We start from the raw sequence: 16,628 nt of genomic DNA, 5'->3' as shown, positions 1-16,628 counted from the left end.
ATGTCCCAACATATTTTGAAAGCGACACGCCATGACGGACGCGGCCCCTACAGCCAACGTCACGACCCGCCTGTTTGCAATGGCCGCCGCTGTTGCCTGCCTCGCACTGGGTCTGATTACGCTCTACAGTTCAGGCGTCGGCCTTATCGACCCTAAATTGCATCGGGCAGCTGGATTTGCATTGGCTTTGATTGTCGCCGTGTCGGCCTCGCAGCGACGGCGGAGTGATCATGGCAGTGCGAGGCCTTTGACGCTCGCTGTTGATTTCGCGCTGATTTTGGTCGGCTTATGGTCGATCTGGTCTTTTCACTTTGTTCAGACCGAAATGGAAACAGCGCTTTATGATGTTGCCACCAAAGATGCATGGCCCGCGCTGGCTGGTCTGGTGGTCTTTCTCGAACTGTGCCGCCGTTTGTGGGGGTGGGGCTTGTTTTTGGTCGGGACATTTGGTGTTGTCTACCTGCTTTTCGGACAAGACCTGCCGGGCATTCTGGCTCACTCTGGGTTCTCACTGAAGGAAGTTGCCGAAGCACTTTGGTACAACACAAACAAGGGCGTGTTCGGCTCGATTACCAATATCGTGCTGAGTACCGTGTTCATCTTCATCATTTTCGGCGTCCTGCTGGAAGGCACCGGAGCAGGCGACACTCTGTTGAAATTTGCCTTCCTCGCGACACGCCGTACCCGGGGCGGACCGGCCCATGCCGCCATTCTGGCATCCTCGATGTTCGGAACCATGTCGGGCTCGACCGTGGCCAATATCGTTGGTACCGGCACATTTACCATCCCGATGATCAAGAAGCGCGGCTTCTCTCCGACATTCGCCGCTGGGATCGAGGCGACAGCTTCATCCGGTGGTCAGATCATGCCTCCCATCATGGGCGCAGCAGCGCTGGTGATGGCCGATTTAACCGGTGTCGGTTATCTCAACATTATCATTGCGGCTTTGTTCCCTGCGCTTTTCTACTATTTCAGCCTGTTCTCGGCTGTAACGGTTGAGGCCCGCCGTCAGGGTATCGAAGTTCAGGAAATGACGGTTGATGACCAAATCGCCCGGACAGACCTAATCAATTCGGTACTGTTTGCCGGGCCCATCATTGTGGTGATCGGCTCCTTGCTCCTCGGCCTATCCACTTCTGCTGCCGGGTTCTATGCAGTTGTCGTTCTTGTGGCGCTTTCCGTGATCAACCCCGAGGTGCGCAACGATCCGGGCCGCGTGTGGAAGTCTTTCCTAAAAGGCGCGGAATCCGGTGCGACCCTGCTGATCGCCATTGCTGCCATCGGCATCCTCGTCGGATCTCTGGACTCAACCGGATTGGGTCTGAAACTGGCCAATGTCATTGCGTCGATCCGAGGTGAGAGCCTGTTCTCGGCACTGGCAGTTGCCATGGCTGGCGCTCTGATACTCGGCATGGGTATGCCAACCTTGCCAGCCTACCTCATCATCATCCTCGTGATGGGACCAGCGATCCAAGCCTTGGGTGTCTCGATGCTGACCGCACATATGTTTGTGTTCTACTACGGCGTTGCCTCGTCGCTGACCCCACCGGTGGCTATCGCGGCTTACGCGGCCGCACCCATCGCCCGAGCGAACCCTTTGATGACGGCCTTCATGTCATTCCGGCTGGGCATGGCAAAATTCATCATCCCGTTTGTCTTTGCCTTCTATCCGACGATCCTGATTGTGGAAGAGTTCAGCTTGATACCCTTCCTTTGGATCGTGGCCAGAACCTGTTTCTGTATCTGGTTGTTCTCATCGGCCTTGTCAGGGTTCGATCGGCGCAAGCTGACTGTGCCCGAGATCGTGATCCGCTTTGTGACCGCGTTCACCTGTCTGGCCACCGATCCTATGTTTCACCTGCCTGCCGTAGGGCTTGGCCTTGCGCTCATCGCATACGATGTCCGCGCAGGCCGAGCTTTGGCGCCAACTTCCAAGGCGACACAATGACCAAAAGACCAAACTTCCTGTTTATCATCACCGATCAACACCGGGCAGATCACCTTGGCTGTTACGGCAACAGGGTTGTACAGACACCCAACATTGACGGGATCGCAGCAGGCGGCACCCGGTGGGACAAGTTCTATGTAGCCAACCCGATTTGTATGCCCAACCGGGCGTCGATCATGACCGGACGAATGAGTTCGGCGCACGGTGCGCGACACAACGGCATCCCGTTGTCGAAGGATCACACCACCTTTGTCGAATTGTTGCGCGACGCCGGTTACAACACCGGACTAGTCGGAAAATCGCACCTCCAGAGCTTTACCGGCCTGCCTGCAACAAACCAGTTCGAGGCTAAGGAAGGCCTGACTGCCCCTTCGGCCCACCTGCGCGACGCCTACAAAAACAACCGCCATTCATCGGATTATGATCTGGAGGTTGCCCCAAATTGGGACACGCCTCTGGCCGAACGGACATACGGTGAGTTCTATGGTTTCAACCATGTCGAGGTCTGTGCGGACCACGGTGATCAGGCATCGGGTGACTATCTTTTGTGGGCCCGTTACCAGCATCCTGATTTCAACACCTTGGTCGGGCCTGAAAATGCGCTACCGGACGGCAATATTAACGCACCGCAGGCATGGAAGACCGCTGTTCCGGAAGAGCTTTATTCCACCTCCTGGATAGCTGATCGGTCAGAGGCGTGGCTTGCTGAACAGGCAGACCAGGACGAACCATTCTTCCTGCAAATGTCGTTCCCGGATCCGCACCACCCGTTCACACCGCCGGGCCGCTATTGGGATATGTATGATCCCGCCGACATGACGCTGCCTGCATCCTTCAGCCAAGGTGACTTGCCGCCGATCAAGGCCATGAAGGAGGCCATGGAGAAAGGCACCGATCCACGCGACAATCAGAACCCCTTTGCCGTGACCCAGGACGAAGCTCGCGCTATCATCGCACTTACCTATGGCATGATCACAATGATCGACGACGCCATCGGGCGGGTTCTGAAGCGGTTGGAAAGCTTGGGACTCACGGACAACACAGTGGTTATCTTCACCTCAGATCACGGAGACTACATGGGGGATCACGGCCTTATGCTGAAGCTGTTGTTGCACTATCAGGGGATCATCCGCGTGCCGTTTATCTGGAATGACCCAATAGCTCCGGAAGATCGAGCGCTCGATCATGGTTTGGGCTCGTCCATCGACATTGCTGCAACTATACTCGCTCGGGCTGGAATACAGCCCTTTAACGGTATCCAGGGCCGCGATCTGTTTTCCACGGAGCCGCCGGAAGCCATTATCGTGGAGGAAGACAGCCAGCGCACCATGACCGGCTTTGATCGCCCGCAAAGGGTACGTACGGTCGTGACAGACAGGTATCGGATGTCGTTGCGTCAGGGCGAGGATTGGCACGAGCTCTATGATTTGGAAAGCGATCCAGAAGAGACCGTTAACCTATACGGCAACACAAAATTCGCAGATCTCTCGGCCACCATGTCGGAGACAATGTTGCGCAGATTGATTGATCTGCAAGACCGGGCACCACTCCCCGCATACCGTGCTTGAATCACGGTGCTGGTTCCTTTTGATTGCTCACTTTGCTGCACAAAACAACTCGTGCTCGAATCGGCCCTTAGCTAAAACTTGAATGAATGGCTGCTTGGAGTAGCCACTGCCGCACGCACACAAATTTTGGAATGGTCCTAATAAAATCAGTTCGGTACAAAAACCTAATTCTCGCCTCGTTCCAACAGCTTTCGCCGATGCTCATCATGCACCTGCAGAAACAACCGAGATACCTGCGCGTTGATAGTATATCCATTTCTCACCAACACCCGGACCTTCGGTCCAATAGGTCGAACGCCAGTCCAAGTATTCCATCAGCTGTTTGTGCTGGATTACCGTCACGGGTGCGCGACCAAAGAAGCGCACGAGATATCGTTCCACAACGCCTTTGGAATACCGATACCCCTTAAGCCTGCTCGGGTCGTTTTCAGCCTTCGTTGCCATGACCTGCAAGAAGGCACCGGCCAGAACATCAAAGCTGGCGACACCCGGAAGCAGCTCGTTCTTGGCGAGGATTTTGGTTTCCAGAAACTTCTCATCAGCCAAGGCCTTAGCCTCAGTTTCATCAAATGTGCCGAGCCCAAACCGAAACTGCAAATGACCCGGCAGTGAGATCCGCATGGCAAAGCTGCCATTGTCGGAACGCCGATACAGTGTGTAGCCGTCTTTCCGTTTGCGTCCGCGTTTCACCATTTGTGCTCACCATCCAACCAAGCACGAGCAGGGCCGTGCTTTTTCTGTGTTAAGCGCAGGAGTCTCTGTTGGCTAAGTTATTGATTCTATTTAGGTTAAAAACCTGTGCTAATACTGAGCCGCAACAACTTGGCACCACGGCACAATCAATACGGCTGAAAACAGCAATAAAACACCAACAATATCAGTTATTTAGTGGCGACCCCGGCAGGATTCGAACCTGCAACCTGCCCCTTAGGAGGGGGCTGCTCTATCCAGTTGAGCCACGGGGCCGGTCTATAGTGGTTAAAGTCGTAAATCACATATTTTGATTGAGCAAGGTTGCTCTTTCGGGCGCGCGACAAACCGTGTTTCTTCAGCTTCCTGCATCGTTGTTTTGCTTTTAGTATTCTGCGCGGTCAAGAAGTCATCGATACTTCATCTAGCACTCAATTCCGCGGCCGCGTGAGTTCGCGGTCGTCTGGTCTCGGGCAGTTTGTACACATGAGTTTCGCGGCAGGCATGGTCATAATTCGCGGCCATCAGTTTTCGCGATGGCAACTGTCACGAATTTTCATTTTCAATTCCGAGAAAGTCAGACCAATTTTAGAAAATGAACATAGACACGATAGCGGCGCTTGCGATGTATGCCTTTGTAACGTCGATCACGCCGGGCCCAAACAATCTTATGCTAATGTCCTCCGGCGCCAACTTCGGTTTCGTCCGCAGCATCCCGCACATGATGGGGATCGGCACGGGATTTGTTTTTATGATTCTGTTGGTTGGCATCGGATTGATGCAAGCTTTCGATATGGCTCCCATATCGTATGAAATCTTAAAAGTCGCTTCGATCATTTACTTGTTATGGCTCTCTTGGAAGATCGCCAACGCCGGCGCACCCAGTGATGAATCGTCTGGCGCGAATCCGCTAACTTTCTTGCAAGCAGCACTGTTTCAATGGGTAAATCCAAAGGCTTGGTCAATGGCGCTGGCTGCAATCACACTTTATGCAAACGATCGTAACTGGGGTGGGATCGTGCTTGTTGCAGTCGTATTTGGCGCCATCAACTTGCCATGTGTGAGCAGTTGGACCGTGCTTGGCCAGCAAATGCGCAAGCTGCTGACCTCTCAGGCACGATTGACCGCTTTCAACTGGACTATGGCCGCGCTCTTGGTCGCGTCGCTTTATCCGGTCATCTTATCTGATCTTGGCTGAAGCGGCAGGCAAATCTCAGTCAACAACTCCGCCGGTGCAACATCCATGGGGTCATTTAGATAAACTTCAAAACAGGGCGTTTCGTCCGGCAGTTCGCCACTCTGAGGAAGCCACGTACCAAACATCGCATCATAGGCCTTGTGCAAGTCGACATAGGGCCCCTTAAACGTGAGCACGGCCGTGCGGCCACCATTAAGCTGCCTCTCTACCAACCCATCGGGACAGGAGTCCCCTTTCCACTCACCACCAGCAAAACTGCGCAGGTCGGCTTCGGGCGTTACGTTCGGGTCATGATCAAAAACGCCAATCATCGCGCCAATTTGAGGCCACAGATTTCGTGATTGCACCACTGCTGAAAACGCCCCGAAACTGCCGCCAATTTCTGTGTATGCGCCTTGATGCGCCACGCCGACCAAATGCCGCGCGGGTTCTTGCCGTATCGTTACAGTCTGCATGTCCGTCTCTCCTATGCTTCGAACTAGCAGGGTGGCGGGTCTTCCACCTTGCTCGCGAAACGCTTTTGGGCTGAGGTCGTATTGCGCACGAAATGCTCGAGAAAAGCTGTTGAGGCTCTCGTAGCCAACCGCTGTCGCAACGTCCGACACTGAAACCGTTGGATCGTGCAGCATCGCCGCGGCTTTGTGCATCCTCACCCGACGCACTAACTGAGCACATGTTTCGCCTGTCATCGCCAAAAAAACCCGGTGCCAGTGAAATCGAGAAAGCGCTGCCACATCGGCTAATGTGTCCAGCGACATATCTCCAGCAGGGTTGTCGTGAATATATCGAAGCACACGTGTCAGCCTGTCTTCATAGCTTTGCATTTTTGCCTCTTTCGACTCGCCAAATGGCGTTTGCAGCTTTTGCGTGACACAACCTGACGACACAAATCTTGCTAACCTGCATTTTCCTGTCTGTGTCCGGTTTACGCACCGTTGCATTTATGCGCGACGAACGTCATATAGCGAAGGCCCCAAGGCAGTGCGGAGACCCACATGACCAACTATCTCGATTTTGAAAAACCGCTGGCAGAAATAGAAGGCAAGGCGGAAGAACTCCGCGCCCTCGCTCGGCAAAATGAAGAGATGGATGTCACAGACGAAGCATCGGCCCTTGATCGCAAGGCCGCAGAACTGCTGGATGAGCTTTATAAGGAACTGACGCCTTGGCGGAAATGTCAGGTCGCACGTCACCCCGAGCGACCTCATTGTCAGGATTACATCAAGGCGCTGTTCACTGAATACACCCCCTTGGCAGGCGATCGCAACTTTGCTGACGATCACGCCGTTATGGGCGGATTGGCGCGTTTCAACGATACGCCCGTCGTGGTCATCGGCCATGAAAAGGGCAACGACACCAAAAGCCGGATCGAACGTAATTTCGGCATGGCCCGCCCCGAAGGCTATCGCAAGGCCATCCGCCTGATGGAAATGGCCGACAAGTTTGGCCTGCCTGTGGTCACACTCGTCGACACGCCTGGCGCGTATCCCGGCAAGGGTGCCGAGGAACGTGGCCAGTCTGAAGCGATTGCCCGCTCCACGGAAAAGTGCCTGCAAATTGGCGTACCGCTGGCTTCGGTTGTCATCGGTGAGGGTGGTTCCGGTGGGGCTGTCGCTTTCGCTACGGCAAACCGTGTCGCAATGCTCGAACATTCGGTCTACTCGGTGATTTCTCCGGAAGGCTGCGCGTCGATCCTCTGGAAAGACTCTGACAAGATGCGCGAAGCAGCCGAAGCCTTGCGCCTCACCGCCCAAGACCTCAAGAAACTTGGCGTTGCAGATCGGATCATTGACGAACCCAAAGGCGGCGCGCATCGTGACAGCGCGAAGACGATCCAATCCGTTGGCAAGGCGATTGCAGCAATGCTTAAGGATCTGGAAAAACTGAGCCCAGAAGAGGTTGTTGCGGCACGGCGCAAAAAATTCCTTGGCCTCGGCTCCACCGGCCTTGCCGCGTAACACCACTTGCCCGCAAAACCCTGAGAGCTAGGGTGACCATATGTGGGCGATTCTGAAACATCGCGATTTCGCACGTCTATTCAGCGCACAGGTCGTTGCCCTAATCGGCACTGGCTTAATGACGGTTGCGCTTGGGCTATTGGCGTATGACCTTGCAGGACCACAGGCCGGTGCGGTGCTGGGTACCGCGTATGCGATCAAAATGGTCGCTTATGTTGGCCTAGCCCCCATAATGGGTGCCGTCGTCGCACGATTCCGGCGAAAAACTGTATTGATCTTCGTCGATATAGTCCGCGTCGGCATCGCAGCTTGCCTGCCTTTTGTCGAAACCGTTGGCCAAGTTTACTTACTGATCTTTGTTCTGCAAACAGCCTCGGCTACATTTACCCCTACATTCCAATCAGCCATCCCTGACATCCTCCAAGACGAAGCCGAATACACCCGCGCACTGTCATTGTCTCGTTTGGCCTATGACCTCGAAAACCTGCTGTCCCCCGCTCTGGCCGGTATCCTCTTGTTGGTGATGAGTTTCAGCGGATTGTTTGTTGGCACAGCATTGGGTTTTGTTGCGTCCGCCTGTTTAATTTGGAAGTCGACCATCCCGCAAAACACAGGGTCGCAAGGCCGGACTTTCAAGGAGCGGGCCACACGCGGCATATGGATATACCTGAACACCCCCCGCCTGCGCGGACTGCTCGGCTTCAACCTTGCAGCCGCATCTGTCAGCGCGTTTGTGCTGGTCAACACAGTGATCATTGTGCGCGGCGTCTACACATTGGACGAAACTGCATTGGCACTGGCCATGGGCACTTACGGCGCTGGTAGCATGGTCGCAGCATTTGCTTTGCCGTGGATGTTGGATCGCGTTCCAGATCGCACAGTCATGACATGTGCTGCCATATTGCTATCGATGATGACATTGCTTCAAGCAGTCTGGCTCGCCATTTCCGGGCCGTTGGAATGGACAAACTTCCTAGGTGCGTGGTTCTTGTCTGGAATGCTCTACTCAGCCATTCTCACCCCATCAGGTCGCCTTCTGCGCCGCTCCGCGCAACCAGAAGATCGCCCCGCCGTCTTCACGGCACAGTTCGCGCTCAGTCACGCGTGCTGGTTGGTTACGTACCCCACCGCTGGCTACCTGGCCGTATGGGGCGGCTTGTGGCTGTCCCTGGGCGCGATGGGATTGCTTGCAACGCTAGGAACCGCACTCGCTCTGTGGCTATGGAAACCGGGATTGCGCATTCTAAGCCACAGCCACCCGGATCTGCCGGACAATCACCCTCATCTTCTGCAATATGGAATCCGCGAGCACAGCCACACTTATGTGATCGATGACAACCACCGCGTTTGGCCCGCACAGTAACATGCGCCTGCGCATCACCGCGCCAACAACCGCAACCCTTGCGTCACGTCAGAGCGCACTGCCAACCGCAGCCCCGGCTCATCCCCCGCCCGCAGTGCCGCGATGATCAGACGGTGATAGTGCGGCGGCTCTGTCTTGCGCAGCCGCCCATAGAGCGCCCGCATCGTCGGCCCAAGCTGCAACCAAACGGTTTCTGCCATCGCCAGCATCGCCGGGGCCTGAGCGCGCAAGTAAAGCGTTCTGTGGAACTCAAGGTTCGACTGTATGTACCCAACCGCATCACGACGTGATACCGCGTCCGCGACATTCCCATTGATGGCCGTCAAACGGTCTATCAGCGCCATATGCGCCCGTGGCAAAGCACGGCTCGCTAATTCCACCTCAAGCAGCGCACGCAGTGCTGCAAGCTCTTCCAGGCGCTCGCTGGTTAATTCAGGCGTCGATACACGCCCGGAGTTGGACAAAAACAATGCGCCTTCAGCCACCAATCGACGAACAGCTTCTCTCGCAGGAGTCATAGAGACATCAAACTCTTTGCCGATCCCACGGAGCGTCAAAGCTTCGCCGGGGGCAATTCGCCCGTACATGATCCGCGCTCGCAAAGTGCGGTAAACGCGATCATGTGCGGAACTGGCTTGATCTTGAGCGGGTCGGTTTATCGTAGACATTGATCAAATGTGATCACATTTCCGCAATAGGTCAATCCATGCCTGCGCCTTAAGCTTCGAAACTATAGCGATGTAGCTCCTGCCCCTGCTCTCGCAACCACTTCCTTTGTCCATCATAGGGTCCATGAATACGCTCAACAGTGTTCCAGAACCGATCAGAGTGGTTCATCTCGGCAAGATGCGCCACCTCGTGCGCCGCGACATAGTCCAATACGCCAGCCGGTGCCATCACCAACCTCCAAGAAAACATTAACGCTCCAGCGGATGAACAAGACCCCCATCTCGATCGCGTATCTCGTAATGTCAGCCGTGTATGCGAACGCCCTAATCGGGCGCCATAAAACTCCACAGCTTCTGAAAGCCGATTTCGCGCTAATTCCTTCAAGAAAGCCTTCAGTCGCGCATTCACTTGCTCAGGTTGGCCCGGAACCGCAATTGTATCGACCCCCAGAACCGTTTTTCGACCCTCCGACGGAACAATTGCCCGCACACGCCCAGCAATCGGTAGCTGCTGCCCGAAACCAATCGGAACAACCGCTTGGATCTTGGACTGCTGTGCCAACAGCCAAGCCTGCTTTTCACGCGCAAAGGCCATCGCTTCGCGTTCCGAAACACCCTTAGGCACCGTTAATGTGACTCGCCCATCCAATCGCGACACGCGCAAACTGATTCTTCTCGCCCGGGCCGAACGGCGTAGCGAAATGGCCAAAGGCGGCTCTGTGGACAGGAAGTGTTGCGTCATCCGCGCTCCTTGGTTCAATGACGTATGATACCCTTTGACACCGGGTCATTGATATGGCAGGTGGCGCGGACCGTCGAGAAGACTCACACCGATTAAAGGGGATTACCCATGCCCAAAGAAGAATGGGGCGTCAAGCGCGTGTGCCCAACCACCGGCAAGCGCTTTTATGACCTGAACAAGAACCCTATCGTCAGCCCTTACACTGGCGAAGTTGTTGAATTTGAAGCTGGCAAGAGCCGGATGATCTCAGCTGACGCGGAAGACGCGGAAACACTGAAAGCAAAAGCAATGGATCAGGACGATTCTGATGCCGTTCTGGACGATGACGATTCAGTCGATCTGGAACTGGAAGACGATGTTCTGGACGACGATGAAGACGACAATGTTCCGCTAGAAGAGATTGCCGACGTACCGGCAAATGACGACGACAGCTGATCAAATATAAATAATTGGTTAGGGCGGATTTTTTGCTTGATCCCGCCCTGACCAGCGCCTAAAGAAGCGCGCACGGGCAGACTTGCTTGAAAAATTGGGGCCTTAGCTCAGCTGGGAGAGCGCTACAATGGCATTGTAGAGGTCAGGGGTTCGATCCCCCTAGGCTCCACCAAATCCTTCTTGAAAACACTGCGCATTTTGCGTGTCAGGGGCTCTCAACCCCACACAGACCCCCAAATATTACTGAATTCTCCTGATTTCAACTGTTGTCAATTGGGCTAAAGAAACCAATTTGGCAGTCCAAAACCTTGCTGTCGCGCGGTGCTATCAACTTCATCCAGACAACTTGGCCAACGTGCAATTAACATTGAGGAATTGAAATTGAGAATTGAGTGGGAGCATCCTTAGTGTGTTGCATGTCTTGCAACTAAGGAATTGAGCGTTGAGCATGTGATGCCAGATGGCCTTGGAGGTATCCTCACGTCTTGATTTCTTTGTGGGAATGCAACAGCCGATTTGGTTTTTCACTCAAAGGAGCGGAAAACCTCGCTCTCGAACTCCGTAACCCACGGGTCAATCCCAAGACAGTGACAAGAACGCAAAGTTAAACTATTATGTCAGTATTATTGACGTATAAATGACGAGATTGACGGTTCTATGCCCCATTACGAGCAACAAGCTAAACGCGGCCCGGATGGCAAATTCCTGCCCGGGCTCAAACCGCCAAAGTCAACCGGTCGACCGCGTGGCGCAATTGGCATTAAAACACGTGCAGCACGGCTTGCGGGCGAACGGCTTGAAGAGATGCTCAGGCGCGCCACTGACGTAATTTCCGACGAGCTTGATAACGGCAATCCAACCGTAGCCCAATGGCTCGTTGATCGGGTTCGGCCTCCTGCACGCTCTGACTTCGTTCAATTAGCTGACAAGAATAAATTGAGCTCTATTGAAGATATCCTCGTCGCATCAGAGCGGACCACAACTGCAGCATCGCAGGGCGAAATCAGCTTGCAACAGGCAAGGCTTCTTCAGGATGTCCTGGGTCGTCACGCCCAGCTCAAAGGGCTTGAAGAACTGTCCTCACTTCGTGCGGAGGTCGAGGAAATGCGACGTACGGATTGAACGACCGCCGCAATAGATAAGTCACTGCTACCAAAATGGGGCCGCCTGAGCGAGGAACAAGAATGAAGAGAGGGTCATGGACAGACAGCGGAGGAATGGCAGGAACTCGCCTGCCCATATCCGATAGGACCGCCATCAAGGCTGCACTAAAAGCCGCAATCGAAGCGGCTGATAGGTTAGATATATCAATCCAGCATTCTGAAAAGATAGGTGCTCTGCCTCCAAACCTGATGTCTGGTCAGCGTGAACTCTACGAGGCGAGACGACTACTGGCTTCGGGTATAGCGCACCTAGGAGAAAAGCATTCTTAGCAACACTTGTACGGGCTGAAGCAAGAAGACGCATTTCCCGCTTTAGTAAAAATTTTCCGCAAAGCAGTCGTTCAAGCAAGTTGCCGCGAATGACTGCACTGAGCCCAAGGCGGACCTTCTCGACCAGTAGACCACGCCGCTGCAACATTACTTCTCGTTAACCGGAGCGTCGCGGCGCAGATTAAAGACCGGACATTCATGCTGGCTGCGGCGAAACTTGGGGGCACTACGTCTCCATCGCGGACTCAACACTTGTTGTCTCTGGGGCCGCTGCATGGACTAAACCCATTCGATCGAAACCGTCTTCAACACGGTAGCAAATAAGCCGTCGTTGCGCGCAACAGCGGCTCATTGTAGACTTCAAACAGGGGAGGTAGATCCATGCGTTGGATTAGTGCCATCTTTACAACGGCATTCCTTATACTTGGGCCCGCTCAAGCAGGTCAGTTATTCGATGCTGCGAAGCAGGGTGATACAGCGACCGTTAAGGCTCTGTTGCAAAGCGGTGCCTCGATTGATGAGCGGGGGCCGAACAAGGCTACGCCCTTGATTGCCGCTGCGTTGGCTGGAAACACCGAAACCGCTGCGGCTTTGATCGAAGCAGGGGCCGACGTGATGGCGCGCAACCACAGCGGTTTCACACCGCTTCACGCTGCGGCCTTCAGCGGTAATATTGAGACAGCGCAGCTGCTTCTCGCCAGAGGCGCAGATGTGAATGGGCGTATAAACAGGGCCGAAAAATCACCCATCTTCATGGCGGCCGATGAGGGCCATGTTGAGATGATCGAACTACTGCTCGACAACGGTGCAGATATCGTAACTCTCGACAACGATGGCTTTTCTGTTCTGGTTCGAACGATGTTCCGAAAGCACTATGATATCGTCGCGCTCCTCAAAGCGAACGGGGCCGCATGCCCTCCGCCAGACGCCTTCGGCCCGGAATTTCATCGCCTGTGCTTGGAGGCAGGCACATAATGGAAGGTCAAAAAATGAACTTTCGACTTCTGATGAGTGGTCTGTTTCTGGCAGCGACGGCCAGTGGTGCGCAAGCCGATGAGCCAATTAATACCGGACCTTTCGGCGACGTAGCGATCAAGGGCTATGACACCGTTGCCTATTTCACCGAAAGCCGTGCGGTCAAAGGATCAAGTGAGTTCGCATATGATTGGCTTGGCACACCATGGCACTTCAACAGCGCCGAGAACCGCGACCTGTTTATGTCTGAACCAACCAAATACGCACCGCAATACGGTGGGTATTGCACGCTGGGTGTCGGCCTTGGGGCCAACGCGTCCGAAAACATCGACCCTGTGAATTCTTGGCGGATCATCGATGGAAAGCTTTACTTCATATCGGACCCAGTCGGTGCAGAAATGCTCGACCACCCAGAAGGGGAAGCGGTGATCGCCAAGGCGGATTCGAATTGGGAGAAAACCAAGCCGCTGGCTGCTAAGGATTACTCCAATTGACGCGCACCACGGTTGAGGGTCATCCACCCGGGCCAAAGTGAAACACAATATGCGCGTTGACGTAGCTATACGGCAAACCTGCCGCGGTTCCATCTTCGTCACTTGTGTAGATCGGGCCACACGCCGGGCGACCGAGCGCGAGACCGGGAGGTTGTATGCACAAAACGTCATCTTGCACATACGCCGATCCGGTGATGAACATCGTGGATGCGCGCAACGCGACGCTTCCGTTCTCTGAAATTTGCATCAAACCGGGTCCGCGGCCTTCGAAGTTTCCGCGCCACACGTTCCCGTCGATCATCGCGGTAATCGCGTCGGCAGATAACCTTTCCCGCGCGCCAGGTTGAAAGTCGAAAGGCCATTCCTGCACGCCTGCATTCAACATTGCATCAATTATCCGATCGAGTTCTTCCTGCTTTCGAAAATGCGCAAACATGACCCTGTAGAGTTGCGCCGAGGTATGCGGGGCGAACCGGGCCACATCATCTGCAGTTGTTTTCGCTTTTTGTGTCTGGCCAGCTTCCCCATAGGCGGCGGCGAGGACGTTGAAGAAGTCCTCAATACCCTGAGAGCTGCTCTTTATCTCCTCAAGGATTTCGACGGCGCGTTGGGGACGCTCTGTCAAAATATAGGACAAGCTTACGATCTGCCGCGCATAGCCCGGCAATAGTGGATTGAGACGTAGCGCTGTCTCGAAATTCTCGATCGCCTCTTCATGTCGGCCGTAGAATGTTTGCGCAAAGCTCAGCGCAAGATAGGCAGATGCTTCACCGGGAGCCTTCTCGACAGAAAGCTGCGCCGAGCGCATCGCTTCCTCATACCTTCGATCCACAGTTTGCAACTCGCTTAATACGGCAAAAGGCATCGCCGCATCGGGATCAATTTCTAAGGCACGACCGGCATGTTCGTAGGCGCGTTTCCGGGCGACCGGAAAGGGCAGCACATCGTCATAGTTACGGCGCATGATCAATGCCTCAGTGCGGGCCTGTGCCGCGAAAGCCCTGGCAAAAGTCGGGTCGATTGCGGTTGCGTCCGAATAGAGGCTCAACGCTTCGCGCAGCCCGGGCCGAAAGCCGCTACGAGCAGCTTCTTCGGCTCTAAGCAAGAAGTCATATGCTTCCAGATCCGTTGTAGGTAGGCGATCGATCCGCTCCTTTTCGGACACACTCACATTCACACCAAGTTGATCAATGATCTCGTTTATAAGGCCAGTTTCCAAGGAGAAAATCTCGGCTTCGTCTCGCTCCATCCGCTCGGCCCATACTGTCTGCCCGCTGCTCACATCTGTCAGCCGCGCGTTGACCAAAAGCCGAGTTCCCGCTTTTCGCACACTGCCATCGAGAACATAGCCCACTCCCAATTCGCGACCGACGGCCCTGTTGTCGATTGTCCGGTCCCGATAGGAAAACGCGGTGTTGCTGCCGATCACCATCAGCCCGGCGACTTTCGAGAAATCTGTAATCAGATCGTCCGTGAGCCCATCTGCGATGTAGCGTTCCGCATCTGGCAGCCCGAGGTTTTCAAAGGGCAAAACAATGAGAGAAGGCAGCCCGTCCTCTGCCGCGATGATTTCACTTTCAGCGCCGCCGAAAAGGGCAACTATGTCATCACGCAATATAAAAGCGGCACCTGCAAGAATCGCTATTACGGCCACCGCTGTGACAGCGCCTCGAACTTTGAAGCGAGACAGTGAAGTGTATTTCGAGCCATTCGGGTCCGCCATCCGAAATACCGTGAGAGGCTCAGGTATGTTTTTGACCCGGTGGATACCCCCAGATTCAAATGGCTTACTAACCTTGCCGCGCGTGTGTTCGTAAACCTCCCGCGAGATGCAGATGCCTCCGGGCGTAGCTAGGGGTTCCAGGCGCGCCGCAATGTTAACACCGTCTCCGTAAATGTCGTCGCCATCGATGATCAGATCTCCCAGGTTGATACCGATCCGCAATTCGATACGCTGGCGGGGATCAATGGTGTCGTTTCTGTCCTTAACCGCCTCCTGTATCTGGATCGCAGCCTCCACGGCATCAACAACGCTTGCAAATTCGGCCAGCAGACCGTCGCCGATAAGCTTGACGATCCGCCCGTTCTTTTCATCTATCAAACGGGTGAGAATGTCTTCGCGCACCGTGGTCAAACGTTCGAAGGTGCCCACCTCATCCTCGGCCATCATACGGCTGAAACCGACTACGTCTGCGGCGAATATGGCGGCAAGCCTGCGTTCCAAGGTTTGCCCCTCTCCTCCAAAATGCGGGCCGTACTGCGAAGGTAACACTGAAAAAACGTGACGGAAACTGCGCTCGCTCAAAATATTTGGCTAGGCGGGTGCTTGTCGTTCAAAGGTACGGTGGCGCAACATGCCAATTGTCTCCGCAGCATCATAAGGCAGCTTGCTCCGCATTTGAGACATTATATCCAAGCGAAGCGAACAGCCGGATTAAGTTTTGACCTATATGCATGATTTGAACGTCCGGTATCGAGAAATCGTGCTGCGCCGTCGCGGGCTATACCGTGACACTGTCGAGCAATCGATTTGATTTTCGCTGCGCCAGCATCGGGCGGCTCCGTCCCGCATAGCAGTCCTTGGTAGACAGCGCAGCGAACGGCGGCAATGCGGAGATTATGAGGAAAAACAATGTGTTGCGAAAGCAGAAAGCATCGCAGTGAATTCAGCGCGAACGCCTTTCTCATCAGGCTTTGCGCGTTTGCTGCGGTGCAGGAAAGATTGTCCGTCGTCAGAGTTTTTGGAACCAAGAGCGGCGTAAACAAAGAGAGTGTTCGGCTCATCTTGTTGGTTTGATTATGCGGCACGTTGACTGTGTTGCAAGCGTCGCGTTTCGACTGTCTTTCGTTTGATCCTTTCCCTTTGTTTTAGAATGGCTTTGTCGCGCCCGAAGTAGACGTCTGATGGCGTGACGTTATTCAGGCTATCGTGGTAGCGCTGATGGTTGTAGTGATATGCGAAGGCTTCGATTTGGGCTTCGAGGTTCCCTGGCAGGAAATAGTTTTCCAGCAGGATGCGGTTCTTCAAGGTTTGGTGCCAGCGTTCAATTTTGCCTTGGGTTTGGGGATGATATGGTGCGCCGCGAGAATGCTTCATGCCCTTGTCTTGTAGCCATTCTGCCAAGTCGCCTGAGACGTAACTGGACCCATTATCAC

The 16,628-nt window shown here is 54.5% G+C and carries 15 protein-coding genes and 2 tRNA genes; 10 read left to right on the top strand and 7 right to left on the bottom strand.

Annotated features, from left to right (window positions below; translation table 11 throughout):
* Window positions 1–31: 31 nt before the first annotated feature.
* Together CLV88_RS18875 and CLV88_RS18870 are read left to right on the top strand one after the other, a co-directional pair.
* Complete coding sequence (locus tag CLV88_RS18875; protein WP_106609968.1) at window positions 32–1,948, top strand: TRAP transporter permease; 1,917 nt, start codon at window positions 32–34, stop codon at window positions 1,946–1,948.
* On the top strand, window positions 1,945–3,516 hold the full coding sequence (locus tag CLV88_RS18870) for a sulfatase family protein (protein WP_106609967.1): 1,572 nt from the start codon (window positions 1,945–1,947) through the stop codon (window positions 3,514–3,516). The genes CLV88_RS18875 and CLV88_RS18870 overlap by 4 nt, the downstream gene beginning before the upstream one ends.
* A 204-nt stretch (window positions 3,517–3,720) precedes the next feature.
* On the opposite strand, the gene CLV88_RS18865 is transcribed toward CLV88_RS18870, so the two are convergent.
* Together CLV88_RS18865 and CLV88_RS18860 are read right to left on the bottom strand one after the other, a co-directional pair.
* Window positions 3,721–4,209 carry a hypothetical protein gene (locus tag CLV88_RS18865; protein WP_106609966.1) on the bottom strand — a complete coding sequence of 163 codons (489 nt, stop codon included), beginning with the start codon at window positions 4,207–4,209 and terminating at the stop codon, window positions 3,721–3,723.
* A 196-nt stretch (window positions 4,210–4,405) separates the two neighbouring features.
* Window positions 4,406–4,482: transfer RNA gene (locus tag CLV88_RS18860), tRNA-Arg, on the bottom strand.
* Between the two features lie 319 nt (window positions 4,483–4,801).
* Between CLV88_RS18860 and CLV88_RS18855 the strand changes: the two genes are divergently transcribed.
* Entirely contained in the window at window positions 4,802–5,404 is a 603-nt protein-coding gene (locus CLV88_RS18855; protein WP_106609965.1) for a LysE family translocator, read from the top strand.
* Here CLV88_RS18855 and CLV88_RS18850 read toward each other — a convergent pair.
* Complete coding sequence (locus CLV88_RS18850; protein WP_106610041.1) at window positions 5,374–6,228, bottom strand: AraC family transcriptional regulator; 855 nt, start codon at window positions 6,226–6,228, stop codon at window positions 5,374–5,376. The genes CLV88_RS18855 and CLV88_RS18850 overlap by 31 nt on opposite strands.
* A 171-nt stretch (window positions 6,229–6,399) precedes the next feature.
* Here CLV88_RS18850 and CLV88_RS18845 point away from each other — a divergent pair, with 171 nt between their 5' ends.
* Entirely contained in the window at window positions 6,400–7,362 is a 963-nt protein-coding gene (locus CLV88_RS18845) for an acetyl-CoA carboxylase carboxyltransferase subunit alpha (protein WP_106609964.1), read from the top strand.
* A gap of 40 nt (window positions 7,363–7,402) precedes the next feature.
* Complete coding sequence (locus tag CLV88_RS18840; protein ID WP_106609963.1) at window positions 7,403–8,725, top strand: MFS transporter; 1,323 nt, start codon at window positions 7,403–7,405, stop codon at window positions 8,723–8,725.
* Between the two features lie 14 nt (window positions 8,726–8,739).
* On the opposite strand, the gene CLV88_RS18835 is transcribed toward CLV88_RS18840, so the two are convergent.
* The gene (locus CLV88_RS18835; RefSeq protein WP_106609962.1) at window positions 8,740–9,393 is read right to left on the bottom strand and encodes a GntR family transcriptional regulator; all 654 of its coding nucleotides are present in this window, start codon (window positions 9,391–9,393) and stop codon (window positions 8,740–8,742) included.
* 49 nt (window positions 9,394–9,442) lie between these two features.
* The gene (locus CLV88_RS18830; protein WP_106609961.1) at window positions 9,443–10,135 is read right to left on the bottom strand and encodes a M48 family metallopeptidase; all 693 of its coding nucleotides are present in this window, start codon (window positions 10,133–10,135) and stop codon (window positions 9,443–9,445) included.
* A gap of 108 nt (window positions 10,136–10,243) precedes the next feature.
* On the opposite strand from CLV88_RS18830, the gene CLV88_RS18825 reads away from it, so the two are divergent.
* The 5 genes from CLV88_RS18825 to CLV88_RS18800 all read left to right on the top strand — a co-directional run bounded on the left by CLV88_RS18825 (window position 10,244) and on the right by CLV88_RS18800 (window position 13,472).
* A complete protein-coding gene (locus CLV88_RS18825; protein ID WP_106609960.1) occupies window positions 10,244–10,570 on the top strand; it encodes a TIGR02300 family protein in 327 nt (108 codons plus the stop codon).
* 96 nt (window positions 10,571–10,666) lie between these two features.
* Window positions 10,667–10,742 (top strand) — tRNA-Ala (locus CLV88_RS18820).
* A 485-nt stretch (window positions 10,743–11,227) separates the two neighbouring features.
* Window positions 11,228–11,692 carry a hypothetical protein gene (locus CLV88_RS18815; protein ID WP_106609959.1) on the top strand — a complete coding sequence of 155 codons (465 nt, stop codon included), beginning with the start codon at window positions 11,228–11,230 and terminating at the stop codon, window positions 11,690–11,692.
* A 692-nt stretch (window positions 11,693–12,384) separates the two neighbouring features.
* A complete protein-coding gene (locus CLV88_RS18805) occupies window positions 12,385–12,978 on the top strand; it encodes an ankyrin repeat domain-containing protein (protein ID WP_106609957.1) in 594 nt (197 codons plus the stop codon).
* A gap of 14 nt (window positions 12,979–12,992) precedes the next feature.
* Window positions 12,993–13,472, top strand: coding sequence for a YHS domain-containing (seleno)protein (locus CLV88_RS18800; protein ID WP_133170009.1), 480 nt, complete (start codon window positions 12,993–12,995; stop codon window positions 13,470–13,472).
* A 19-nt stretch (window positions 13,473–13,491) separates the two neighbouring features.
* Here CLV88_RS18800 and CLV88_RS18795 read toward each other — a convergent pair whose 3' ends face one another.
* Together CLV88_RS18795 and CLV88_RS18790 are read right to left on the bottom strand one after the other, a co-directional pair.
* Entirely contained in the window at window positions 13,492–15,696 is a 2,205-nt protein-coding gene (locus tag CLV88_RS18795; protein ID WP_106609955.1) for an adenylate/guanylate cyclase domain-containing protein, read from the bottom strand.
* 573 nt (window positions 15,697–16,269) lie between these two features.
* The coding region (locus tag CLV88_RS18790) for an integrase core domain-containing protein (protein ID WP_133170008.1) at window positions 16,270–16,628 on the bottom strand (359 nt) is incomplete at its 5' end.

The sequence above is a fragment of the Shimia abyssi genome (genome assembly GCF_003014475.1).
Taxonomy (GTDB): Bacteria; Pseudomonadota; Alphaproteobacteria; order Rhodobacterales; family Rhodobacteraceae; genus Shimia; species Shimia abyssi.
This window is presented reverse-complemented; position numbering and strand designations above follow the sequence as displayed.